The sequence below is a fragment of the Gammaproteobacteria bacterium genome (assembly GCA_019748175.1).
Taxonomy (GTDB): Bacteria; Pseudomonadota; Gammaproteobacteria; order JAIEPX01; family JAIEPX01; genus JAIEPX01.
Map to the genome: position 1 here is coordinate 115513 of JAIEPX010000014.1, position 23249 is coordinate 138761.

A 23249-nucleotide genomic window follows, 5' to 3' on the forward strand; every position below is an offset into this window, starting at 1 on the left:
GGCTCCTAGTTCTGCTTAAAGGCAATTACTCTAAAATGATGCTTCTATTTTACTCTAAAATAATGCTATCGTCAAACTCTAAAGTAATGTTAGTGTTATATACAATTCTTAGAAGCCAATAAGGGCCTAGTAGATCTACTAGGCCCTTTGTTGGTTTCCGAGTAGGCTTACTAGGAAGTGCTTGCCCGCGTTTCTCGGAGATTAATCAATGCAAAAAGGATTCTTTCATCGCCAATTATTAAAGGGAAGTAGATATGCAATTGAAGGTGTAGGAAATTGGTTTTATTTGCGGCCTGGCGAGAAAACTATTGGAACTTAACTGCGAGGTCAAAGTGGTCAAGTGTGCCGAATCGCCAATCGTTTTGCATCTCGTAAAGGAGGACTGCCAAACATACGTGTATATTCTCGGTTAAATTGTGAAGTACTCTTATATCCAACTGTAAAAGCTGAAGTCTCGGCAGTTTTAGCTTCATCGATCATTAAGCGTCTTGCTTCTAATAAACGCAGACGTTTTTGATATTGAATTGGGCTCATTGCAGTAATTTTTTTAAAGTGCTTAAAAAAAGCAGAGCGACTCATGTTGGCTTCTTCTGCTAAAGCTTCTATATTGATATCATGACTCAATTCAGAATTTAAGGTATAAATTGCCTGAGATACTTTATGCATAATGCTGCCAGAGCGCACGGACTGTCGAATGATAGGGCCATCTTCACTTTTTAATAAATGGTACAGCATTTCTTTGATGGCCAAGGGTCCAATAATTGCTGCATCCTCTGGTGCTTGTATAAGTTTTGCTAAACGAATTGCAACTTCCATCATTTTATCACTGGCCTTTCCGATAAAAATTGCACGTACAGAATTTTTTATATCTTGCGAACTGTCTTGTTCTAGTTGAGCAGATAATTCGCTAAGCATGAGTGGATCAATGCGCATAACTAAAGATAAAAATGGCTGCTTTGAAGATACTAAACGAACTCTGCTAGTAACTTGCAGCTCAATAGGAGTCGCGATGTAATGCCCTGCTTGTATGTGATAAACGTCACGGCCCATCATTAGTTCTTTATAACCTTGTAAAACAATACCAAAAGATGGCCACCAGCGATGCTTCGAATATTGCGACGGCTGAGAGATTTTTATGCAGTGCACACTTGGAACAGGTAATTCATTCAATCCTTCTTTAGGAGAAGTAAGATTGATTAGCATAGCTAAATCAGAAGGCAAGTTTTGCATTACAACCCCTACAAATGTAGTCATTTTAGCTCACCGCAGATTATTAGGCAATAAATAAAGACTTTTGAGAATTCACTTTCTACAAACGCAGCAATATACTAATTTTGCTTTGTTACACAATCTCAACCACAAACGAAAGGAGTAATATTATGTTTTTAAAAGAACCATCTGAGAGCGCATTTTTCGCCAAAAGTCAGAGTGTATTTTTTGTAGCAGGAATTACTGGCAATGTTGGGAGTGCTACCGCACGTCAATTGCTCGCTGCAGGACATAAAGTACGCACTGTGTGCCGTAATCCAGATAAAGCTGTTGAATGGTCTAGTCAGGGCGTTGATGTGCGCCAGGGAGACTTCAATGATTCAGCAGTTCTCGCGAAAGCTATGACTGGTGTTGCAGCAGCTTACTTAATGTTGCCTCCTACATTAGTTTACTCGTCAGACTTTTCAAAAAAAATGATTGCAGGTTTTAGCGAAGCTCTTCGCTTAGCATCACCACCACGACTAGTAGTGTTGTCTTCAATAGGGTCAGAGCAAACTAGCAAGCTTGGGGTTATAACTTCCACTCATTTGCTTGAACAAGCATTCAGTAATCTATCAATTCCAACAGCATTTATTCGAGCAGGTAGTTTCATTGAAAATTATACACATGGCATGAAGTGGATAGCTTTAACTGGTAAGCTTGAATTCTTCATGGCTCCAACAGAGCGTGCCATTCCAATGATTGCAACTGATGACATCGGCAAAGAAGTGGCTCGATTATTAGTTAAAGGGTGGCATGGTAATAAAATCGTGGAACTTGGTTCTCCGATAAGTCCAAACGATCTTGCTCGTGACATGAGCGTGGTGCTCGGCAAGCAAATTGAAGCAGTGGCTGTTTCTCGCGAAAAATGGGCAACTAAAATGGAATCATTTGGTTTAGCGCCAGGTACAACTAAGGCTTATGAAGAAGCAATGGATGGTTTTAATTCAGGATGGATTCATTTTGGTGTACCCGGCACTGAACATATTGCTGGCACAACCTCACCCGCTGAAGTATTTGAGAAGGCTAGAAAAGTGCAAAATGTAAGTATAGATATTGTAGAGTCATCATCACTTAATATAATGCAAAGTCTTAACCTATCTAATAATTAAGAGCTAACGCATTCCTGCAAAAAACTTTATGAAGGTCAAGAGATTGGCCTTCATTATAGTTCAATAGTAAATTCAAAGCTCGGATCTTTACATTTTTATAATCAATGAATTATGAAAATTTCAATAACAAAGTTTTATGCTCCCACCTATTTTTTAGCCGCTGAAACAACCTGTTGTTGTTGTTTGAATCCAGGATTAGAGTGTTCACGAAGTAAATCAAATCCGTTTTGTCGTTCTTGAGTCGCGTTTTGTCCCGCTCTTACCCATTTTGTTGACCTATCAGATAATGAAGAGGGTGAAGCGTTATGTTTGTCATCTTCTTTTGTTGTGCACACTGACATGTTCTTGTGTTCGACATTCGCTTTTTTATGTATTATAGGATCGCCTTCAACTCGTACGCATTTCACATTATCTTGGTTTAGTTGCATTACCGCTTCTTGTGCTTCAAAATCACCGTTGATACCTTTATTCAGAATATATTTAACAAGCTGTGTTTCGCCAATTTTTGTTTTTATTTCTTGTAAAAGTGCCATCGCAGGTTTTTTTAACAAAGCTTCAAGGTCAATCATTTTAACTGCATCAGCTAGAGATTTAGGTGTTCTGAATAAAACAACTTTAACCTCTTTTTCTGAATTATTTTTTAGTTGTAAGGCGGTTTCAGCTGCTACTGTTCCTCCAAAAGATTCGCCATAAAATGAAATGTCTTTAGGGCTCACGCCCATGCGATCTGTCACATAATTTGTTGTTGTCAATGCATCGTTTATAAAATGCTGTTTAGAACTTGGATTATCCCTGTAGTTAAAGGCGACAACATTACAGCCCGTCTCTCGAGCAATTTCAAAAACACGTTCTAATTGTTGTTGATCTTGAAAATTTCCTTTTTGACCTTGAAAAGCTATAATAGTTTTAGTTGTTGGTGGGTCTGCTTCAACTTTTAGACCCGAGACTCTTGCGCCGTCTTCCGTGATGATTGTAAGAGGGCTATGTTTTGGATCTCCAGCTAACTGACTTACCACAGATAAATTTTGTTTGAAGGTTTCGTCTGGAATCGTTGGGCGATCCGTTAATATAACAGAACAAATTATTCTTCCTATAACGACTGATGCGAGATTTACAGTTGATTTGCTTTCGGTGTAATTTGGATCGACAAAAGTTTCTGTGGTTGTCTCTCCTAGCATGCGTTCTTGTTTACTTTTTTTGGATCCGGAACTATCTGCTCTGGGACTTTCTTCTGAAGTGGCTGCTTGTGATTCAGGAAGTCCCATGCGAGCAAGTTTACTTCTTTGTGAGACATCTGCTTGGGCTCTTGGGCTTCGTTCTCTTTTGCCTAATAGTGCATCCGCATTGTTTTCGTTTGAATGTACAGCAGTCGGTCCAGGTGGTTTTTCACCCGCTAATTGTTCTAATTTATTCTTTCTTTTTGGAGGTTCTTTCCCCGCGCCTTTCTCATGACTCATACTATTACCTCTCATCCTATGCCTATGGTAATTATAGTACATTTCATAGGGTTATTAGGGGCGCTCGAAAGGCAGGCGAGACAGGCTTTTAGGGGGGGCTTAAAGTGGGGGCTACGATGTGAGGTCTTTAATCTTCACCGCTGGGAGTTTTTCGTAGTTTTTTGACTCCGGCATGTTGTTTTTTATCGGCGAGCATTTTGAGCTTTGAACGTCGTGAGCGGCGGCGTTTTTGGCGGCGGATTTTTTCAGCCTCTTGTTGATGTTGGCTTTTTTTCTCAAAAAGTTGTTCTTCGATTTTCTCAATGAGTCGACGGCGAGCATGAAAACGATTTTCTTCGCGCATGCGTGATTTTTGACATTTTATTTCGAGTCCAGTAGGAATATGTTTCAAATAAACACATGAGGCCGTTTTTTGTAATTTTTGTCCGCCATGTCCAGAGCCTATGATAAATTTTTCAACAAGATCAGAATCAGCAATGTTAAGTTGTTGCATTTGATTATTGAGTTGTTTCCACTTATTCAGTGTGATCATTTTGATATTCCAAATAATGCGCCATAATGTAGTAAGAGAGGTGGCGCGTAATAATAGGCAGCAATGCCGCTTGCAAATCCAGATAAGTGAGCCTCCCAAGAGACTTCGCGTTTGTCAGGAAATAAATCGAGTAATAGTCCACCAAAATAGTACAAACTAATAGCGCCTAATACGAGCGACATAATGGTTTGTTCATTATAGGCTTGAATAATGAGATAACTCCAGTAACCCATAATGAGTCCGCTGGCGCCTAAATGAAAAGCGGGTCGTCCAATAATCCAAACTACAATTCCACTTCCGATTACAATGAATGCAGTCACAAAATAAAAAATTGCAAATCCTTTTAGAAATACAAGATTTGCCAAAATGAATAAAGGGAAAGTATTAAAAAATAAGTGATTAAAATGTCCGTGTAAAATAGGAGAAACTGGAATGCCGATTAATCCCCACAAACGACGAGGATATACGCCGAAGATATTTAATCGTGAACCAAGAACCCACCAATTCACAAAATTGATAACCCACATTATCGCAATAGCGGTTAAAAGGAAAAAAGAATTGACTTCCATTGCGTTGATGAGAGCCGTTAAATTTGCAATAATATCGTTCATAAAAACCCTTTTTCTAACTTATTCACTTTTTTGAGTATGATAGATTTCTTCATCAGTGACAATCCAATCGAGTCTCACATCCCATGCATCGCCTTCTAAATGATCTTGTTGTTGAAAATCATACGCGAAACCTACCAATTGCGGATGTCTAGTCTGATTGGGTTCATTTAAAAATGCAAAGGTTCGATCATAATAGCCAACGCCCATGCCAAGTCGTGTTCCTGTTGTGTCGAAAGCCACAAGTGGTACTAACACAAGCTCTAATTTTTCTGGTGCAATGATTTTATGTTCATCTTGTAGTGGTTCAGGAATTCCATAGCGGTTTTTTATGAGTATGTCTTCAAGTTCGTAGCGCACTATAACCAAATGTTTAAGATCGGTAGTTGCGAGCGCAGGGAGGTAACAAATTTTATTTTGTGATGTGGCTAAATCTATCAGGGGTGTAGGGTCGATTTCGCCATCATGAGCGATGTAAAAAGCGATATGTTCAGACTGTTGCCAAAGCGATGTGCTGATAAGGCGCTCGCAAGCTTCTTGGCTGGCATGATGAATTTCGTCATAGGTTAAGGCTCGCCGTTTAGCGAGAATGGTGGATCGAACGGCGCTTTTTGTTAGAAGATTCATGGTTTGCCTCCGTGGTACCGGTGCGAACGACTATTCTGAACCCTTTGGTTCAGGTGGGGTAATCGGTATCGAATTAGGCTTTCCAGTGAAGGACATGCACACCGCGATACTATACAAACCCCGAGTCTTACGCAGTAACGGTTCAAGAATAACTGCCCGCTTGTCGTATACCAGAGAGGCAATTTAATTCTAGCTCAACTTTCGGAATTTTGCCACTCCGTAATTCTACTCATTTTCTGTTGTTCTTATATCTGGGTCAATACTCAACCAATTTAAGCAGTTTCTTCTGCGAGTGCTTTTTCAATTTTGTTGTGAAGATTTTGAATTCGATTACTAATAGTTTCCATAAAACTATGGCTTTGTTTTTTTTCTGATTTTAAATCGTAAACAACGTTTAATGCGGCAATCGCAGCAATTCTATCGAGACTTTGAACTTTCCCGCTATTTGCAACTTCCCGCATTTGTGAATCGAGATATACTGCAGCATTTTGCAAATCTACTACTTTATCAGGTGGACATTTCACTTGAAAATCGCGCCCTAATAATTTCACGGTAACAGTATTGCCTGTGTTAGTTATATCATTCATTGATGTCACTCCTAAGTTGGGAAAGAACACGTTTAATCTTGCTTGCAGCTATTAAATTTTTGTCTTGTAGTTGTGCGCGTTCTTGTGTCATGCGAAATAATTTTTGGCGCAAACTTTGGTTTTCCAGTTTCAAATGTCGCCGATCGTGAAGCAGCGCCTCAATGCGTTGATCTAAATTAGCCAGATCTACATCATTCATCCTAAATGACCTCTTTGTTCAAATAACACTACCTGTAAAGTCCAGTCTATGAAGTTTGCAACTACTCTGCAACTAGAGACAAACACTCATATTTTGCCAATCTCGCGTCAAAAATGGGATTAAAAATGCTCATGTACATGAGTAGACTCCGCTTTTTAATCCCGTTTTTGAAGCGACCTTGACTAAAATCTGAGCGTTTAACCATTCTCAAGTTGCATTCTGAGTAGCTACTCAAGTTTTTTACACTCTGTTTAGCATCATGCCCAACAGAAAAAAAGAATCAAGTACCTTGGCTCTAAATTAATCAATGGCTTATCTTAGTGATCTTCATTCAAAGGGTCAAGTTGTTGTTCTAGCTTCTTCCGCATTAACCGGGAGATGCTGTGCGAGGACCTCCATTGAGTGATATAATGTAACTATCAGTTTTAAAAAGTGGGTTTAATTTATGATAGATCGATCAGCGTTTGCTCAAAGAAGGCAGCAGTTACTGGATCAGTGTGAACCAGGGAGTGTAGTGATTCTCTCGAGTGCGAAAGAGCAAGTTCGCAATAGCGATGTGATGTTTCCATTTCGTCAAAACAGCGATTTTTATTATTTGACAGGCTTTCCAGAAGACGATGCTATAGTCGTGTTGCGACGTGGTGTTACTAAAAATGACATGATTTTATTCTGCAAAGTACCTGATCCCGTGCGCGAACGCTGGACGGGTCCAATTATCGGACAAACGCGAGCATGTCAGGAATATGGCGCCAATGAAGCCTATCCGATTGGATCCCTTGCTGAAAAAATGCCTGAATTATTGGCTAATCATGGTCAGGTTTATAGTTTGTTGGAAGCTTCTGATCCTCTTTCAAGTCAGCTTATACAGTGGCTTGCCAATTTGCGAGCTAAAGTGCGAACTGGTGTGCAAGCGCCAGACCGATTAATGGATTTAAGACCTATTTTGCATGAAATGAGGCTTCATAAATCGGCTCACGAAATAGAATTAATGCGAAAAGCAGCTGCAATTACTGCGCATGGCCATCTTCGTGCGATGCAAACTGTGCGTCCGAATAGTTTTGAATACCAGTTAGAAGCTGAGCTTGTGGCGGAATTTATTCGTCATGGTGCGCGTGAGCAAGCGTATCCTCCAATCGTAGGTAGTGGTGCGAATAGTTGTATATTGCATTACGGAGATAATGTTGCGCCGTTGCTCGATGGTGATCTAGTGCTCATTGATGCAGGCTGTGAGTGGCAATGTTATGCAAGTGATGTGACCAGAACACTTCCGGTGAATGGACGTTTTTCGCCCGAACAAAAAGCAATTTATGAACTTGTTTTGGAAGCTCAAACTGCAGTTATAGCAAAAGTTTCCCCAGGCGTTCGATGGGATCATCTTCAAGAAACAGCAGTCAACATAATTACTCGAGGTTTAGTTCGTTTAGGAATTTTGTCGGGTAAGGTCGATCAATTAATTCAAGATAAGGCGTATACACCTTTTTATATGCACAATATTGGACACTGGATAGGCTTAGATGTTCATGATGTGGGGGCTTACAAAATTAAGGGCGAATGGCGCACATTAGGCGCAGGCATTGTGCTCACGGTTGAACCTGGTATTTACATCAGTGCAGGAGAGCCAGGAGTTGATCCAAAATGGTGGAATATTGGTGTGCGAATTGAGGATGACGTGTTAGTGACGCCTACGGGGCACGAGGTGCTGACGGCGCAAATTCCAAAAACTATTGAAGAGATTGAGGCGATTATTGCCGGTCAGACTGTAGAGGCTCGATAAAGTGCGTGATGAATGTGATGTAAAAAATTTTGATGTCATTATTGTTGGTGGAGGATTAGTTGGCGCCACTTTAGCTCTGGCTTTAAATTCATATCGTGTTGCACTATTAGAAGCTCAACCGCGTCATTATTCTGATGAGAATATTCCAGGTGGTGAGCGAGCCATTGTTTTATCCGCGTCCAGTAAAAATATTTTATCAGCGCTCAATATTTGGCCTTCTATATCGCCTTATGTTGAATCTGTAAACGAAGTTAAAGTGACTGATAAAGGATACTTTGGTCAGGTTAGAATGTCAGCCAAAGAAGAAGAATTATCAGCATTAGGTTATGTTGTACAAGCGAAATATTTACAAATTCAATTATCGCGATTACTGGATGAGCATGAAAATATCACTGTTTTTTACCAATCAAAATGTGAAGAGCTAATTAATGATGATTCTTGTGCGCGTGTGAAATTTCAATCTCCTGAAGGAGAACATCAAATTAGTGCAAATTTGGTTGTGGCTGCTGATGGACATTATTCGGCTGTGCGACAATTGTTGGGAATAGCCGTTAATTCTGTTGATTACCAACAAAGTGCCATCGTGAGTAATATTGAGTTAGCTCGAGATCATAAACATATTGCGTATGAACGATTTACTCCAACGGGTCCCATTGCGTTATTACCGTTAGGTGAAAAAAAATCAACATTGGTATGGACAGTGCCACATTCACAAGTGAACGCAGTTATGGCATTAAGCCAAGAAGAGTTTATTGAAAAAGTACAAGCGATATTTGGCTACCGATTAGGCCGATTTATGGAAGCTACACCACCCGTTGTTTTTCCTATTGTGATGCATCGAGCAACAGAGCTCGTGAGAAAACGTATCGTGTTAATTGGGAACGCAGCTAATGCAATTCATCCTATTGCTGGGCAGGGGTTGAATTTAGGGTTGAGAGATGTTGCAGTGTTGGTTGAAATACTCAATGAGCAAGGTTTTTCTCACATTGAAAAAAGTTTGTGTGATTATGTAGACAGGCGACGTGCTGATCATTTGCAAATTATCAATATTACTCATAGTTTAGTCGGCTTTTTCACCAATGCATTCTTTCCATTAACGACGGCAAGAAATATTGGGATGACAGTGATGGATTGTGTGCCCATGGCAAAGCGTTGGTTATCTAAACGCTCTTTGGGACAGGTTGGCTACATTAGCCCTTTATCTTGTGGAGTATCGATGCATGTCGACGAATAATAATGTACAGAAATTTGATGTCATTATTGTGGGTGCGGGAGTTCCTGGATTAATTACTGCAATTGAACTGTCTGGTGCAGGGCTGCAAGTTGCACTTCTTGAAGCTAAAGAATTCCGAGAAACGTCCGCTGGAAAACATGTTCGAGTGAGTGCTATCAATATTGTTTCAGAGCGAATTTTACGGCGATTACACTGCTGGGATGAAATATCGACTAAAAAAATCAGTCCTTTTCGTGAAATTACTGTAAGTGATGCAGAGGGAGTGGGGCGAGTATTATTTAGTTATAGAGATGTGGGTCGGGAATATTTGGGGAATATTGTTGCAAACGAAGCATTGATTCAAGCATTGTTAAATCGTGCTAAAGAACTACCCAATTTATTTTTATTTTGTCCTGTACAGATAAATGTCATGATGATTGATGATGACGTGGTGAAAATAAAATGTTCAGATGAAGCAAAGTTTGAATCAAAATTACTCGTTGGGGCTGACGGTGCTGAATCTTGGGTGAGAAAAACACTGAATATACCTGTTGAAGAAATGCCCTATCATCATACTGCGCTTGTGGCGACTGTTAAAACAGAAAATGCTCATGGTTCAGTTGCGCGCCAACGATTCAGAGAAAATGGACCGATTGCATTTTTACCATTAGAAAATCAACACCATTGTTCAATTGTTTGGTCAACAATTCCAGAGGAAGCTGAAGAATTGATGGGGCTTGATGTTAAAGATTTAGGCGAAAAAATGGCGGGCGCAATTGATTATGAGTTAGGAGAAATTACTGTCATCGATAAACCGATAGTATATCCTTTAATCATGAGACATGCCGCGCATTATGTTCATCCTCGTGTTGCATTAATTGGCGATGCGGCTCACACCATTCATCCGCTTGCGGGGCAAGGATTGAATTTAGGCATTCTTGATGCTGCCTGTTTAAGTGAAGTGGTTATGGATAATTTTGCAATGAAACGTGATATTGGTTTGGTTCAAAATTTGCGACGTTATGAACGGTGGCGTCGAAGTGATAACCAGTTAATGATTGAAGCTATGCGATTTTTCAAAGAAGGATTTGCTCTGCAACAGGGCTTTTTGAAAAACTTACGAGATATTACTTTAAAATTAACCAATCGTTACCGATGGCTGCGTAGAGTTTTTATGCATCAAGCCATGGGTTTTCGTGGTGAGCTGCCTAATATTGGAAAGCTATAGTTTTACTGTTTCGTTGTATTCAGGTACTTTTGTTTTCCATCCTAAATTTTCCGTAATATGTTTTTGCATGGCCAATGCTGCGTTGTGTTCACCATGTGTAATGAAAACTTCTTTAGGTGCTTTTTTAAATTTTTTAAGCCAACCTAAAATTTCAGCATAATCGGCATGAGCTGATGTATTGCTTAATTCGCAGACTTCAGCGTTGATCATTAGAGTTTCACCCAATAATTTAATCTTTTTTTCGCCCGCCGCTATTCGCGCTCCGCGAGTTCCTTCAGCTTGATACCCTGTTAGTAAAATACAATTATTTTCATCGGGTCCGAAAGTTTTGATGTGATGAAGCACACGGCCACCTGTTACCATTCCGCTGGCTGAAATAATGATTTTTGGTCCTGGCTTTTCATCGAGTTTTTTTGACTCTTCCGGTGTATTAATATAGGTAGCGCTTTCGCACACTTCTTTAGCGATTTTGCAAGGAAGGCGATGTTCATGAGGATAATTCCAGAATAATTCAGTAGCACTGATAGCCATCGGACTATCTAAATATATCGGTAAATCAGCTATGCGTCGTTGTGCTTTCAGTTGATGTAAATAATATAAAATATTTTGAGCCCTGCCTACTGCAAATGCAGGTATTACAAGAACGCCCCCTCGATCGGAAACTCGATTAACAATTTCACTCAGCGCGTCGATGGGGTTTTTGGCATCATGTAAGCGATCCCCATACGTTGATTCCAACACCAAATAATCGACTGTATCAATTTGATTCGGTGGTTTCATTATAGGATCGTTCATGCGTCCAATGTCACCCGAAAATAAAACGCTCATTTGTTCAGTGAAAATTCTGATCATTGAGGCGCCTAAAATATGCCCGGCATGTTGTAAACGAAAACTAAAGAAATCCGTTAAACTATAATCGTGACCAAACGGCACTGTAATAAAATGTTTTAATGCAGCTTCGGCGTCTTCTATTGTGTACAAGGGTAGAGCAGGTTGATGTTTTGAATAACCATATTTATTCGCGCGTAAGGCCTCTTCTTCTTGAATATGGGCGCTATCCGGTAACAAAATTCGGCACAAATCGGCTGTTGCAGGGCTGCAATAGATTTTTCCTTTGAAACCATTTCTCACCAACAGTGGAATATAGCCTGAATGATCGATATGTGCGTGTGTCAGCATTACCGCATTGATCTCATGCGGATCAAAAGGCAGTGCACTCCAGTTTCGCAATCGCAACTCTTTCAGCCCTTGAAACAAGCCACAATCCACCAGAAACTGATGCCCCTCGCTCTTTACCAAGTACTTTGAACCGGTTACCGTTCCCGCTGCCCCACAAAATGTGAGTTCCATATATGCTCCAATTGATTCTATCCATACTTGTAGTATAGCGCGGATTTGGGATAATATTTTTGATTTTATAAGGAAGCGAGTCTTTTGGCTATGCTATCCGCTGCTTCTATCGTGTTTTAAATCATGGGATGTGATATAGAATGTCGCTCTTGAGCAAAATTAAAGAGATCTATATAGGCTATTGGTATCAGAGATATGCCAAATCACTTAAAACGGATCTCAATATACGCTACCCGACCTATAAATCAATGGATGAGTATATTGATATTGAGCAATTGAAATTGCTCGACACTGTAATCACTCAGTTCATCAACAATTATTTTAACAATACACTCAAGCAAAAAGATAAATTTAACATCGGGCCGTACCCCCTAAAAACTTGGCAGGCAAGACTGACAGAGGCATCTCATATTTTTCTGAAAGAACAAGCACTCAATGAAAAATATAACTATTTTGACCTCAATAAAACTGAGAAATGTGAATGGACATATTATGCTGAGCAACTTCCTGAAGTGGTAGAGTTTATCAAAACATTGCCTTTTAAATCGATAGGTAGAATCATGCTGATATTTGATAAGGGCGAAGCAAGTATTACGCCTCACAGGGATCATGTTTATTCTGATCAATGTCACGAATTTATTTGGTTCAATTCAAACAAGAAGAAAAAGTTTTATGTTTATCATTCTGGAGTTAAAAAATACATCACAAGTTATTCGGCTTGGTTTGATACTGTTAATCAATTTCATGGCGCTGATCCGGCGGGTGAATTAAATTACAGCATTCGTGTGGACGGAATCTTCACGGATGAGTTCCGAAAAAAAATCCCCACTCCCGACATTAATCCTGCTTCCACAGCTTCACTTTGGGCCAGCTTGTGAAGTTTTGGCTTTTCCAACACTTAAAGGTTGCTATAATTAATATATGAAAACCTTTAAGCCGCTTATAGACACTAATCCTTATCTAAAGGACCCGAGTGAACGGGAAGTGAGAATTGCTCGGTCTGTTAGGACTTCTTGTGCTGTCGAAGGCATAAAAGAGAGGGTGGCTAATTCAAAGAATATTGAGATCAAATCTAGGGTTCCAAAGAGAATTTATAATGCCAATTAATGTGATCCTTCGATGTAATAAGATCAGCAACGAAATGTGCGACATTACCGTCACCTTCTCGAAAATAGTTGTGATTTTAATTTCTGCTATAATTTCTCTAGGCAAGGAAGAGGTTTGTTATGACAGATCAAAAGTTTAAAGAAGTTGTAATATTAACAGGTGCCGGTTTTTCCAAGGCTTTTGGCTTGCCATTAGCTGGCGAGTTCAATACTTATCTTAGTAATGCCCCTAGAATTCGTGATAATCCAATTTTATTTAAGTTAATAAATTCAGAAAAAAATTTCGAGAAAATTTATTCTCTATTACAGAAAGGTAAAGATAACAACTTTAACGATTTTGCGAATGCTGTAGAAGAGTGTTTTGACAGGATGAATTTATTTTGTCAAAAGGCAGCAAAACAAGGAGAAAAAGTTGTTTCATTTAAAAGAGCTATTCAGGAATATGTTTATGATAAACCTGATAGATGTGAACTTTATTTCTTTACATTAAATCAGGATATTCTTCTGGAATACCTTATCGAATTACGAGATGGGTCTCGTGGAGGTATTGATTTGATATATCCAGGTATTTGTAATATTACAAAAAGTTTAGCAGGAAATTACACGTATTTGTCGAGTCCTCCGCAAGAGCAGGTTATTTCTCGTGCTAATATTTCAAGAATTGATATCAATCTGCAAAATGATTTTTATGAGATATCCCATAGACAGAAAAATCAAAAAGCGGTAGTGAATGATAATCAGTCTGTTTATAAAATACTTTACTATAAACTGCATGGTTCTAGTAACTGGTTTGACGGCGATGATAAAATGATGATCCTTGGAACTGAGAAGGATGAACAAGTATTAGAAAATGAGTTGATATCAATGTACTTTAAGGAGTTTGAGCGTGCGATAAAAGATAAGATTCTTCTAGTCATTGGCTATAGCTTTAATGATAGTCATGTAAATGATATTATCTCGCGGGCTGTTAAAAATGATAATACAAAAGTTTACTATATATCTCCTGACGCTAATTTTAGTAATGAAAAATTAGGAGACAGAATAGAATTGATCGAAAAAATGTTTCCCTATAAACTTGAAGACTTGCTTGATTTTGATTCGCGCCAAGATGGTAGAATGCCCTTCGAGGCAAAAGAAATTCTCAGGGCTCTAAGTTTTACAGAGTCCTCAAAAGTAGATGGCGAAAGTACAGAATAAGATTTTAAATCTGCTGCGTTTTTGGATTGTTAATATTATCTTCTTGTTGCATCTAGCTATCATTTTAAAACTGGTAATCAATTAGGGTATTTAGCCGTTGAATGATATCAACAACTTCTCGATGCTGGAGTTGCGCTAGGCGATGTGTTGCAATGCGCTGTTGTGAGATTGCTCTGCAATGCTCTACGAGTGCATAACTTACTGTTGATAAACTATCTCGAGCAGGAATTTCAATATGCAGGCTAGCAAATTTTTTATGTGACTGGCTGCTCAGTGGGCACACAAAAATAATCGGTGGTTCAGAATCTAATATAATTTGATTCGTTAATACAACTACTGGCCTTACCTTGCCTACTTCTCCTTTCTTTGAGGGATTAAGCTTGGCTAGATAAATGCCACCTTGTGTAAGAATTAAATTAGCGCCACCAGTCATCGCGATCTTCTATTTTTTCACCGGAAAAGCCTTCGTCAAGAGCCTCTGACTCAGTGATATAGTGCTTATCTTTACGCATGGCTTGAAAACTTTTTACCATGGACCTTAGCATCATCTCCTTTTCTATCCGCGCCACCTCATGTTTGACTGCGACTCGAATAAATTCAGTGCGTGAGATTCCCATGCGCTCCGCGAGGCGCGCGCTTTCAGCTGCAAGCCGTCCTGGTAATGTAATTGATAATGCGGTCATAGTGTCACCTCATATATATATTCATATTGATAATTATATGATATTTGATATCAAAAGTCAAGGTGCTATATGGTTTTGGCGTGGTCTTAACATATGTGGTAAAGTTTGGATCAATGAATCACCATAAGAGGGACTTTATGCACAAGTGGTTACCAAGTATTGTTCTAGTAGCTTTCGCATCTATTGCTATAGCTGATAATCAGAAAACACCTGTTGCGAATCCTTTACCGAGTGAAACGCCTGCAAAATTCGTACCTGTCAAAGATAGTTTTGATTATGTGCGGCGAGAAGTGATGATTCCGATGCGTGATGGTGTGAAATTGCAGGCAGTGATCATTATCCCAAAAGGGGTAAAAAATGCTCCCATTTTGTTAACACGCACACCTTATAATGCTAAAGCGTTGAGCACACACTCGGAAAGTTCGCATCTTGGGCCTACATTGTACGGTTATGATAATGCTGTAGATGTTATTCAAGAGGGTGGGTTTATCAGAGTACTGCAAGATATTCGTGGGAAATATAATTCAGAGGGTGATTACGTTTTAGGTAGGCCTTTAGTCGGACCTTTAAATTCAACAAAAGTAGATCATGCCACTGATACATACGACACGATTGATTGGTTGGTGAAAAATATTCCTGAAAGCAATGGAAAAGTCGGGATTCTCGGAATTTCTTACGATGGTTTATTGTCGTTGATGGCGCTAGTCAATCCACATCCTGCATTAAAAGTCGCTGTGCCGATGAATCCTTTAGTTGATGGTTGGATGGGTGATGATTGGTTTCATAACGGTGCTTTTCGTCAGCAAATGATGCCTTATATTTATGAGCAAGTTGGCACGCGAAAAAATGAAGAATTATGGTGGACGAATAATTATGATGATTACGATGTTTATTTGCGTGCGGGGTCCGCGGGTGAATTAGGGCGTCGCTATGGACTTGAGCAAATTGGATTTTGGAATAAAATTCTTGCTCACCCCGCGTACGATTCTTTCTGGCAACAACAAGCTTTAGATAAAATATTAGCGACACAACCCATAAAAATTCCGGTGATGTTAGTGCATAGTCTTTGGGATCAAGAAGATATTTACGGTGATATTGCGGTTTATAATGCGTTGAAACAAAAAGCGGATGCTAAGGATAAATTATTTTTAGTGATGGGGCCATGGTATCATGGTCAGGAAATTAGAGACGGAAGCTCAATTGGAAAAGTAAAATTTGATAGTGATACGGCATTATATTTTAGGAAGAATATTTTGCATCCTTTTCTCGATCAATATTTAAAAGATAATGCACCTAAAGCTAATGTGTCTGCCATTTCTGCTTTTGAAACGGGTACAAATACATGGCAACATTTATCTGAATTACCAACAACAAAAACAACACCCTTGTATTTAACCTCTGGTATGTTGGCGAGTTTTGATGTGCCAAAATCAAAAAAAACGCCGTATGATGAATATATTTCTGATCCTGCAAAACCAGTACCTTTTCGTTCACGACCCATACGTCCAGTTGGTCATGATCCGCTTCGGGGTCTCACATGGCCCGAATGGTTGTTGGATGATCAGCGAGAAGCTTCAGGTAGAACGGACGTGCTATCTTATGTGTCAACTGTTTTAACATCGCCTGTGAAAATATCAGGTCAACCGATGGCTAATTTAATTGCGTCAACGAGTGGCACTGATTCTGATTGGGTAGTAAAAGTCATTGATGTTTACCCTGATGAAGTGGGTTCACGCCCTGAAATGGGTGGATATCAGTTAATGATTTCTGCTGATATTTTTAGGGGGCGTTATCGAGAAAGTTTAGAAAAACCAAAAGCCATTGCAGCAAATAAACCGCAATTATATCGTTTTGCGTTACCAACAGCCAATCATGTATTTTTACCTGGCCATCGGATCATGGTTCAAATTCAATCGAGCTGGTTTCCGCTTTATGATCGCAATCCACAAACTTTTGTTCCTTCCATTTTTTGGGCAAAAGCCGGTGATTACAAAAAAGCAGTACAACGAATTTATCATGCGCCTAATCAAGTATCTTTTATAGAATTGCCTGTTGTTCCAGTTACGATTACTACGTCGCGTCTTTAGGTTACGACGCCGTTATTAAAAAAGCAGTTCTTCGAGGCCGTAGACGAGGGTGTTGAGGTGCTGCACTTTTTCGCAGGCGAGGAGAACGCCAGGCATGAAGGCGTTGCGGTCGATAGTGTTGTGTTTTAGGTGTAGGGTTTCTCCAGGGCTGCCGAAGATAACTTCTTCGTGAGCGAGAAATCCAGGAAGTCGTATGGAATGAATAGGAATGCCGTCTTTATTTGCACCGCGAGCGCCGGAAAGAATTTCATGGGAATTAATTTTTTTTGTTTTTGCACGAGCTTGATTAATGAGCTCTGCAGTTTTAATAGCGGTTCCGGATGGCGCATCCGCTTTCTTTTCGTGATGCGCTTCTATAATTTCAACGTTGGGTAAATATCCAGCAACTTCTTTTGCAAGTCGCATCAAAATAAGTGCGCTGATAGAAAAATTAGGCGCAATAATCGCGCCTAATTTTTTTTTCGTGCATACTTTTTTTAGTGTTGAAATCTGTTGCGGTGTAAAACCCGTTGTGCCAATGATGGCATTAGCTCCGCTTTCGATAATGATTTTTGCATTTTCGAATGCGACCGCAGCCGTTGTAAAATCAATTACAATATCAGGTTGAGAATTTTTAATTGCTCCACGTAATTCTGTATGACGTCCAAATTCGCCAACCAATTTAAATTTGGGATGTTCTTGAAGTGTTTGGACTGTGATTTTGCCCATTTTCCCCTGAGCACCATTAACAGCAATACGTGGAATCATATTGTCACCTTATTTGCTAGAAAGATTTTTTGCCACAAAGTCCCAGTTCACTAATTCCCAAAAATTACCGACATATTTCGCCCGATCATTGCGTGTGTCGACATAATACGCATGTTCCCATACGTCGCACGTTAATAATGCATTTTTTCCATCGGTCATTGGTGTGCCGGCATTGGCAGTGCTCGATATTTCGAGTTTACCTTGAGCATCTTTTGTTAGCCACGCCCATCCAGAAGCAAAATGCGTTGTTGCTGCTTTTGTAAACGCTTCTTTAAAAGCAGAGAACGAACCAAATGTGTTGTTGATTGCTTCTAGCAATGCTCCAGTAGGTTCACCGCCGCCATTTGGAGAAAGTGAATTCCAATAGAAAGTATGATTCCAAACTTGTGCGGCATTATTAAAAATTCCACCTGAAGAGGTTTTGATGATTTCTTCTAAGGATTGTTTAGCGAGATCAGTCCCCTCGATCAATTTATTTAAATTATTCACATAGGCCAAATGATGTTTGCCATAATGGAAATCCAGGGTTTCTTCTGAAATATGGGGTGCTAATGCCTTGCGGTCGTAGGGTAGTTCTGGGAGTGAAAATGTCATGATAATTTCCTTATGTCGTACGATAGTTTGAATCTCGAGTGTAGAATCTTGTTAAGAAATGTCAAGAAGTCTAATCACTCAGACCGACACGCGGGAGCCGCTGTGTCTCTATAGTGTCCAATCTCCATCTGATGTTAGAAAGTGGTTTCGTAGCTAGCCCAAATAAGCGCTTTATGTTGATTTAACAGGGAGTTCATGGTATTCTAACTGAGAATGATTCTCAGTATCATTTGTAGGGGTATGATCATTCCAGTGGAATGTGACTTTCTTCTAATAAGAGGTTTGTATAGACTAGGCATCGTTGTAATTAATACGGAGAGAGATATGAGTATTTTAGTTGGCCGAAAGGCGCCTGATTTTGTTGCTGCCGCAGTGTTAGCAAACGGTGACATCGTTGATAAATATAATTTTGCACAAGAAATAAAAAATAAATACGCGCTAGTATTTTTCTATCCTTTGGATTTTACTTTTGTTTGTCCCTCTGAGCTTATTGCATTAGATAAGATGATTGATGCGTTTAAAGAACGTAATGTTGAAGTGATAGCTGTTTCTATTGATTCTCAATTTACCCATAATGCATGGCGAAATACACCTATTGCTCAAGGTGGAATTGGGCCGGTTCAGTACACACTGGTTGCCGATGTGAACCATTCAATTTGTCAATCTTATGGTGTCGAACATGCAGAAGCAGGTGTCGCATTACGTGGCGCATTTATTATTGATACTAATGGTATTGTGAAGGCGCAACTCGTTAATGATTTACCATTGGGTCGTGATATCAATGAAATTATTCGATTGTTTGATGCGCTTCAATTTCATGAGAAACATGGTGAAGTCTGTCCTGCAAACTGGAATAAAGGCAAAGCGGGTATGGTTGCAACACCTGCAGGCGTTGCACAATTCTTATCTGAAAATGCAGAAGACTTAGCTTAATATTCAAATGGTGTCAGAGAATGATTGCTAATTATCTCTGACACCTTCCTTTCTCTATATTTTTCAATGCGTTATAATTCTCGCGCTTCAGTTTAAAGGTCAATTAAATATAAACTGCTTGCAAATCATATAAATCCTAAATAAAATGGCCCGGCATTTTTTGCAGAAATGTTGTTGTGTGAAAACAAATACAGTTTGAATGCGCAAATTGTCTGCAGAAGAATATGTAAGACTGGGGTTCCTTTTTAAAGTGAACTCTGTTATACATTGCGACTGCGAAGATTTTATCTTTGCAAATTGGCCAAAAGTGATATTGCTAGCAACATCCCGTTTGGCCTCCTTGTGAGGTATCGGGTTGTAATGAATCGGGAAATGGATGTCACCTGACTTCGGAATTAGCGGATCCGCTGATTTCATTGTGAAGTGGTTCACGGAAGCATGGAATGTGCTAACGTGGGAATTCTGTTTCCTATGTTGAAATTAAAAGGAGATTAGGAACAATGAACTTTAAACCTGTTGTTGCTTCCTTATTTGCTCTAGGACTCGTGAGCGCGCCAGTAATGGCTGCTAACGAAGGAAAAGAGCATCATAAGCATCAAAAGCATCATGCTCGTCATCATGAGCATCACGGCGTAAGAGCCGAACACGCACTGTCTAGCGAAAGTTTTGCGCAAGAGCGCTTTATCAACGCTAGTAATGCAAAATCACCAGTCGCTTCTTTCGACTGGATGAATCGCATACATTTCAGTGGCATAATCAACGTTGACGGTAAATATACTAACCGCGCACCGTTGGGAACTGTTCCTGGATTTCGTGTTCATCAATACTCTGCTGAATTAAATGTAAACAACGCAAACTTGTTTGTTGACGTGGATGTAAACCACTGCGTTACAGGCCATGTTGGACTTGCATACGTTGCAGATTCAGTGAATTTATTTGATCTTGGTATCAATACCAGCGATGATCTCGAAGCTTATACAGATAGCCTCCGTTCTGATAAAGGTGCTGTTTGGGCTAACGGACATTTAGGAGTTGATGAAGCGTATATCACGATTCGTGATTTCTCTTCTTCACCTTTCTATTTCCGCGCAGGTAAAATGTATGTTCCATTTGGATACAATCCAGATATTTATCCAATCACCGAAAGTTTGACTCAAGTACTGTCTCAAACTCGTGCTACCACTGCACAATTGGGTTGGGTTAGCAATTATGGCTTGTATGCTTCAGTATTTGCTCTCGATGGTGCTCAAAGCGGTTATTTTCATGTAAATGATCAAGATAATCGTGAAGGTGATGAGAACGGTGCACGTTCTTTCACTCGAGTCGAAAACTGGGGTGCTAATGTTGGGTATTGCAGCGCTTACGACGATGTGCGTTATCATTTAGGTGCTTCATACCTAAAAGATATTCGTGACGTTGAATATCTAGCTGCTGTCGAAGATTTAGCTCGATTTAGCACTGTACCAAACTTCCCACGCGTTCCGCTTCTTCGCCAATCAGGTGGTGCAGCGTTCCACGGGGATGCTACATATGGTCCAGTTTATTTCAGCGCAAACTATGTTGCTGCACTTCGTAACTTAGATGCTCGAAATAACAGACAGGCTCGTCATCACGACAATGAAACTCGTGCTCAAGCCGGTGATCTTACTGGTACTTATTTCTCCAATGTTTGGGGATATAATACTGGCTTCAGCTTAGGCTTTCAGCGTTCATGGGAAGCAGAACGAGTTCTTCTTCCAAGATGGCGTTATCAAGGTGATATAACCGTAAATGTTTTACCACATACAACATTAGCGTTTGAATATCACTATGATCGTGGCTATAGCGGACGTCATCATGGCGGTGGCCAAGTCGTTACACCGGTAGCTGATGAAGCTGCTTTCCGTCAGGAAGGTAATAATAATCATCATCACCACCACGGCGGAGACCATAATAATAATGGTACAGCGGCAATTCGGTTAGGCGTAGTGTTCTAATCAGCCGATCTAGACTCTATGAAGAAGCCCGCTTATGCGGGCTTTTTCTTTTTGTGCAAAACAAAAAAATAGTGGTGACTGTAGGAATAGGAGCGTTATTCATTAAATTCATGAACGCGGGCATTGAGTGACCAAAACCTAAATGGCTTAACCGGGAGTTGCTGGGATTTCATTTTCAGAAATGTTCAGGTTCCGCCAACGATTAAATATTATGCAAAATAAATCAGCGGTTTTTTCTGCATCGTAAATTGCAGAATGGGCTTCTTCAGAATTAAATTCCACGCCCGCTTTATTTAATGATTTAGATAAAACAGTTTCGCCATAAACAAGTGCAGAGAGTGTTGCTGTATCTAAACTCGTGAAATTGTGAAAAGGGTGATTTTTTAATCCAACGCGACTAATTGCCTGTTTAATAAACGCTAAATCAAACCATGAGTTGTGACCGACTAACACAGCTCGATGACAGCGATGTTCTTTGAGTGCAGCCTGAATGGGTGTGAATAGTGCTTCTAATGCTGCTGCTTCAGATTTTGCTAATCGAAAAGGATGATAAGGGTCGATGCGATTAATTTCTAAGGCTTTTGGATTGAGGTGAGCGCCTTCAAAAGGAGCGACATGACAATGAATGGTTTCTCGTCGTGATAAAATTCCTGTTTCGTCAATATTAAGCATAACAGCGGCTATTTCCAGCAGAGCATCCGTTTCAGGATTGACACCGCCGGTTTCAACATCAACCACAACAGGAATAAATCCACGGAAACGATTTTTAAAGGTTATTTTTTTCATTTTTTGATCCGCCAGTTAATTGTTTGAGTTGCAAATAAAGGAACTACACGGCTATTTCCAAATGCATAATAAGATGGAACAACCCAGGGCTTTTTTTCTAATATTATTTTTTTTTGGTTAATAGGGAGTTGATAAAATTGAGCGCCAAAATGACTGCAAAACCCTTCAAGTTTGTTGAGCGCATTATTTTCTTCGAATAGTGAAGCATATAATGTTAAGGCAACGGGAGCAGTATAAATTCCGGCACAACCGCATTGCGTTTCTTTTGTTTCAATACTGTGAGGGGCGCTGTCAGTGCCCATGAAAAATTTTCCAGTACTATTAATAGCTGCTTTAATGAGTGCTTGCTGGTGTTTTGCTCTTTTTAAAATGGGTGCGCAATAATGATGTGGATGAACACCGGCAACTAAAAGATCGTTGCGGTTCAATAATAAATGATGGATTGTGATGGTGGCAGCAATGTTGCTAGATGCTGCTGTGACAAAATCAACCGCTTCTTCCGTAGAAATATGTTCAACCACTATTCTTAAATCAGGAAATGCGCGATGAATAGGGTCGAGCACATTAGAAATAAATAAAGCTTCGCGATCAAAAATATCGGTTTGTGGGTCTGTCACTTCGCCATGAATTAATAAGGGTAAATTAACATTCTGCATTGTTTCTAAGATGTGTGATATTTTTTTCCAGTCACGAATCCCAGCTAGCGAATGCGTTGTTGCTCCAGCGGGGTAATATTTTATTCCGGAAATAATGCCAGAATTTTTTGCTGATATGATGTCGTCAGGGGTTGTGTTTTCAGTGAGATAAAGTGTCATCAGAGGTTGAAAGGATTCGTTTGCAGGCAATTGATCCAAGATTCGTTGGCGGTATTGTTGAGCGAGTTCTGTGTTGGTGACTGGAGGTTTTAAATTTGGCATGACGATTGCTCGCGCGCAGTAGTCAGCGCAGTGAGGAACCGTTGTGGCGAGCAAATCACCATCGCGTAAATGGATGTGAAAATCATCAGGCATTACCATGGATAATGTGTTCATTGCTCACTTCTTCATAAAAATAGTAGACAACAGATATGTCTTTAACCTAGATACTGCATTAGGGTCTCGTAGTAGATTCCAACTGCAGAATCTAGGTTTACATAACTACAGTATAGTAAACAAGTTTATTTTTAATTATACTCTGAGATTCTTTGTGAGTCACTTCAACAGGAG

Annotated in this window: 23 protein-coding genes and 1 other RNA gene; 9 read left to right on the forward strand and 15 right to left on the reverse strand. The window is 39.8% G+C overall.

All coding sequences use genetic code 11. The annotated features are described in order from the left end of the window. Positions 1–336: 336 nt before the first annotated feature. Positions 337–1230 (reverse strand): AraC family transcriptional regulator, encoded by an 894-nt coding sequence (locus tag K2X50_07695; GenBank protein ID MBX9587128.1) that lies wholly within the window; start codon positions 1228–1230, stop codon positions 337–339. A gap of 149 nt (positions 1231–1379) precedes the next feature. Between K2X50_07695 and K2X50_07700 the strand changes: the two genes are divergently transcribed. After that, positions 1380–2360, forward strand: coding sequence for an NmrA family NAD(P)-binding protein (locus K2X50_07700; GenBank protein ID MBX9587129.1), 981 nt, complete (start codon positions 1380–1382; stop codon positions 2358–2360). A gap of 146 nt (positions 2361–2506) precedes the next feature. Here the strand turns inward: K2X50_07700 and K2X50_07705 are convergent, their stop codons facing one another. From K2X50_07705 to K2X50_07735, 7 genes are all read right to left on the reverse strand, one after another. Continuing rightward, a complete protein-coding gene (locus tag K2X50_07705; GenBank protein ID MBX9587130.1) occupies positions 2507–3817 on the reverse strand; it encodes an alpha/beta hydrolase in 1311 nt (436 codons plus the stop codon). A 127-nt stretch (positions 3818–3944) separates the two neighbouring features. Further along, positions 3945–4349, reverse strand: coding sequence for a peptide chain release factor-like protein (locus K2X50_07710; protein MBX9587131.1), 405 nt, complete (start codon positions 4347–4349; stop codon positions 3945–3947). Further along, the gene (locus tag K2X50_07715) at positions 4346–4960 is read right to left on the reverse strand and encodes a rhomboid family intramembrane serine protease (GenBank protein ID MBX9587132.1); all 615 of its coding nucleotides are present in this window, start codon (positions 4958–4960) and stop codon (positions 4346–4348) included. The genes K2X50_07710 and K2X50_07715 overlap by 4 nt, the downstream gene beginning before the upstream one ends. Before the next feature lie 18 nt (positions 4961–4978). Further along, the gene (locus K2X50_07720; protein MBX9587133.1) at positions 4979–5584 is read right to left on the reverse strand and encodes a 5-formyltetrahydrofolate cyclo-ligase; all 606 of its coding nucleotides are present in this window, start codon (positions 5582–5584) and stop codon (positions 4979–4981) included. Between the two features lie 2 nt (positions 5585–5586). After that, a non-coding RNA gene (gene ssrS / locus K2X50_07725) (6S RNA) lies at positions 5587–5766 on the reverse strand. 90 nt (positions 5767–5856) lie between these two features. Beyond that, entirely contained in the window at positions 5857–6171 is a 315-nt protein-coding gene (locus tag K2X50_07730; GenBank protein ID MBX9587134.1) for a cell division protein ZapA, read from the reverse strand. Next, positions 6164–6370 (reverse strand): hypothetical protein, encoded by a 207-nt coding sequence (locus K2X50_07735; protein ID MBX9587135.1) that lies wholly within the window; start codon positions 6368–6370, stop codon positions 6164–6166. The genes K2X50_07730 and K2X50_07735 overlap by 8 nt, the downstream gene beginning before the upstream one ends. A 445-nt stretch (positions 6371–6815) precedes the next feature. Between K2X50_07735 and pepP the strand changes: the two genes are divergently transcribed. The 3 genes from pepP to K2X50_07750 are packed head-to-tail and all read left to right on the forward strand — an operon-like array spanning position 6816 to position 10585. Beyond that, entirely contained in the window at positions 6816–8144 is a 1329-nt protein-coding gene (gene pepP / locus K2X50_07740) for a Xaa-Pro aminopeptidase (protein MBX9587136.1), read from the forward strand. Position 8145: 1 nt separating this feature from the next. Continuing rightward, positions 8146–9378, forward strand: coding sequence for an FAD-dependent monooxygenase (locus K2X50_07745; GenBank protein MBX9587137.1), 1233 nt, complete (start codon positions 8146–8148; stop codon positions 9376–9378). After that, complete coding sequence (locus K2X50_07750; protein ID MBX9587138.1) at positions 9365–10585, forward strand: UbiH/UbiF/VisC/COQ6 family ubiquinone biosynthesis hydroxylase; 1221 nt, start codon at positions 9365–9367, stop codon at positions 10583–10585. The genes K2X50_07745 and K2X50_07750 overlap by 14 nt, the downstream gene beginning before the upstream one ends. Here the strand turns inward: K2X50_07750 and K2X50_07755 are convergent. Continuing rightward, the gene (locus K2X50_07755) at positions 10580–11935 is read right to left on the reverse strand and encodes an MBL fold metallo-hydrolase (GenBank protein ID MBX9587139.1); all 1356 of its coding nucleotides are present in this window, start codon (positions 11933–11935) and stop codon (positions 10580–10582) included. The genes K2X50_07750 and K2X50_07755 overlap by 6 nt on opposite strands. 149 nt (positions 11936–12084) lie before the next feature. On the opposite strand from K2X50_07755, the gene K2X50_07760 reads away from it, so the two are divergent. Further along, complete coding sequence (locus tag K2X50_07760; GenBank protein MBX9587140.1) at positions 12085–12813, forward strand: hypothetical protein; 729 nt, start codon at positions 12085–12087, stop codon at positions 12811–12813. A 348-nt stretch (positions 12814–13161) separates the two neighbouring features. Beyond that, on the forward strand, positions 13162–14238 hold the full coding sequence (locus tag K2X50_07765) for an SIR2 family protein (GenBank protein MBX9587141.1): 1077 nt from the start codon (positions 13162–13164) through the stop codon (positions 14236–14238). A gap of 64 nt (positions 14239–14302) precedes the next feature. Here K2X50_07765 and K2X50_07770 read toward each other — a convergent pair whose 3' ends face one another. Then, on the reverse strand, positions 14303–14671 hold the full coding sequence (locus K2X50_07770; GenBank protein ID MBX9587142.1) for a type II toxin-antitoxin system PemK/MazF family toxin: 369 nt from the start codon (positions 14669–14671) through the stop codon (positions 14303–14305). Next, positions 14655–14921 (reverse strand): ribbon-helix-helix protein, CopG family, encoded by a 267-nt coding sequence (locus K2X50_07775; protein ID MBX9587143.1) that lies wholly within the window; start codon positions 14919–14921, stop codon positions 14655–14657. The genes K2X50_07770 and K2X50_07775 overlap by 17 nt, the downstream gene beginning before the upstream one ends. 137 nt (positions 14922–15058) lie before the next feature. Between K2X50_07775 and K2X50_07780 the strand changes: the two genes are divergently transcribed. Beyond that, a complete protein-coding gene (locus tag K2X50_07780) occupies positions 15059–17008 on the forward strand; it encodes a CocE/NonD family hydrolase (GenBank protein ID MBX9587144.1) in 1950 nt (649 codons plus the stop codon). A 15-nt stretch (positions 17009–17023) separates the two neighbouring features. Here the strand turns inward: K2X50_07780 and dapB are convergent, their stop codons facing one another. Both dapB and K2X50_07790 read right to left on the reverse strand, forming a co-directional pair. Next, entirely contained in the window at positions 17024–17755 is a 732-nt protein-coding gene (gene dapB / locus K2X50_07785) for a 4-hydroxy-tetrahydrodipicolinate reductase (GenBank protein ID MBX9587145.1), read from the reverse strand. A 9-nt stretch (positions 17756–17764) separates the two neighbouring features. Continuing rightward, on the reverse strand, positions 17765–18349 hold the full coding sequence (locus K2X50_07790; protein ID MBX9587146.1) for a superoxide dismutase: 585 nt from the start codon (positions 18347–18349) through the stop codon (positions 17765–17767). Between the two features lie 324 nt (positions 18350–18673). On the opposite strand from K2X50_07790, the gene K2X50_07795 reads away from it, so the two are divergent. Both K2X50_07795 and K2X50_07800 read left to right on the forward strand, forming a co-directional pair. After that, positions 18674–19282, forward strand: coding sequence for a peroxiredoxin C (locus K2X50_07795; GenBank protein MBX9587147.1), 609 nt, complete (start codon positions 18674–18676; stop codon positions 19280–19282). 500 nt (positions 19283–19782) lie between these two features. Further along, on the forward strand, positions 19783–21258 hold the full coding sequence (locus tag K2X50_07800; protein MBX9587148.1) for an LbtU family siderophore porin: 1476 nt from the start codon (positions 19783–19785) through the stop codon (positions 21256–21258). Positions 21259–21405: 147 nt separating this feature from the next. On the opposite strand, the gene rnt is transcribed toward K2X50_07800, so the two are convergent. Together rnt and pyrC are read right to left on the reverse strand one after the other, a co-directional pair. Then, on the reverse strand, positions 21406–22044 hold the full coding sequence (rnt, locus tag K2X50_07805; GenBank protein MBX9587149.1) for a ribonuclease T: 639 nt from the start codon (positions 22042–22044) through the stop codon (positions 21406–21408). Then, positions 22041–23075 carry a dihydroorotase gene (gene pyrC, locus K2X50_07810; GenBank protein ID MBX9587150.1) on the reverse strand — a complete coding sequence of 345 codons (1035 nt, stop codon included), beginning with the start codon at positions 23073–23075 and terminating at the stop codon, positions 22041–22043. Before pyrC ends, rnt begins: the two co-directional genes overlap by 4 nt. Between the last annotated feature and the right edge of the window lie 174 nt (positions 23076–23249).

Excerpts from the sequence above, each read along its gene's own strand:
- K2X50_07695 (MBX9587128.1), bottom strand. The coding sequence starts at position 1,230 with ATGCAAAACTTGCCTTCTGATTTAGCTATGCTAATCAATCTTACTTCT.
- K2X50_07700 (MBX9587129.1), top strand. The coding sequence starts at position 1,380 with ATGTTTTTAAAAGAACCATCTGAGAGCGCATTTTTCGCCAAAAGTCAG.
- K2X50_07705 (MBX9587130.1), bottom strand. The coding sequence starts at position 3,817 with ATGAGTCATGAGAAAGGCGCGGGGAAAGAACCTCCAAAAAGAAAGAAT.
- K2X50_07710 (MBX9587131.1), bottom strand. The coding sequence starts at position 4,349 with ATGATCACACTGAATAAGTGGAAACAACTCAATAATCAAATGCAACAA.
- K2X50_07715 (MBX9587132.1), bottom strand. The coding sequence starts at position 4,960 with ATGAACGATATTATTGCAAATTTAACGGCTCTCATCAACGCAATGGAA.
- K2X50_07720 (MBX9587133.1), bottom strand. The coding sequence starts at position 5,584 with ATGAATCTTCTAACAAAAAGCGCCGTTCGATCCACCATTCTCGCTAAA.
- K2X50_07730 (MBX9587134.1), bottom strand. The coding sequence starts at position 6,171 with ATGAATGATATAACTAACACAGGCAATACTGTTACCGTGAAATTATTA.
- K2X50_07735 (MBX9587135.1), bottom strand. The coding sequence starts at position 6,370 with ATGAATGATGTAGATCTGGCTAATTTAGATCAACGCATTGAGGCGCTG.
- pepP (MBX9587136.1), top strand. The coding sequence starts at position 6,816 with ATGATAGATCGATCAGCGTTTGCTCAAAGAAGGCAGCAGTTACTGGAT.
- K2X50_07750 (MBX9587138.1), top strand. The coding sequence starts at position 9,365 with ATGTCGACGAATAATAATGTACAGAAATTTGATGTCATTATTGTGGGT.
- K2X50_07755 (MBX9587139.1), bottom strand. The coding sequence starts at position 11,935 with ATGGAACTCACATTTTGTGGGGCAGCGGGAACGGTAACCGGTTCAAAG.
- K2X50_07765 (MBX9587141.1), top strand. The coding sequence starts at position 13,162 with ATGACAGATCAAAAGTTTAAAGAAGTTGTAATATTAACAGGTGCCGGT.
- K2X50_07770 (MBX9587142.1), bottom strand. The coding sequence starts at position 14,671 with ATGACTGGTGGCGCTAATTTAATTCTTACACAAGGTGGCATTTATCTA.
- K2X50_07775 (MBX9587143.1), bottom strand. The coding sequence starts at position 14,921 with ATGACCGCATTATCAATTACATTACCAGGACGGCTTGCAGCTGAAAGC.
- K2X50_07780 (MBX9587144.1), top strand. The coding sequence starts at position 15,059 with ATGCACAAGTGGTTACCAAGTATTGTTCTAGTAGCTTTCGCATCTATT.
- dapB (MBX9587145.1), bottom strand. The coding sequence starts at position 17,755 with ATGATTCCACGTATTGCTGTTAATGGTGCTCAGGGGAAAATGGGCAAA.
- K2X50_07790 (MBX9587146.1), bottom strand. The coding sequence starts at position 18,349 with ATGACATTTTCACTCCCAGAACTACCCTACGACCGCAAGGCATTAGCA.
- K2X50_07795 (MBX9587147.1), top strand. The coding sequence starts at position 18,674 with ATGAGTATTTTAGTTGGCCGAAAGGCGCCTGATTTTGTTGCTGCCGCA.
- K2X50_07800 (MBX9587148.1), top strand. The coding sequence starts at position 19,783 with ATGAACTTTAAACCTGTTGTTGCTTCCTTATTTGCTCTAGGACTCGTG.
- rnt (MBX9587149.1), bottom strand. The coding sequence starts at position 22,044 with ATGAAAAAAATAACCTTTAAAAATCGTTTCCGTGGATTTATTCCTGTT.
- pyrC (MBX9587150.1), bottom strand. The coding sequence starts at position 23,075 with ATGAACACATTATCCATGGTAATGCCTGATGATTTTCACATCCATTTA.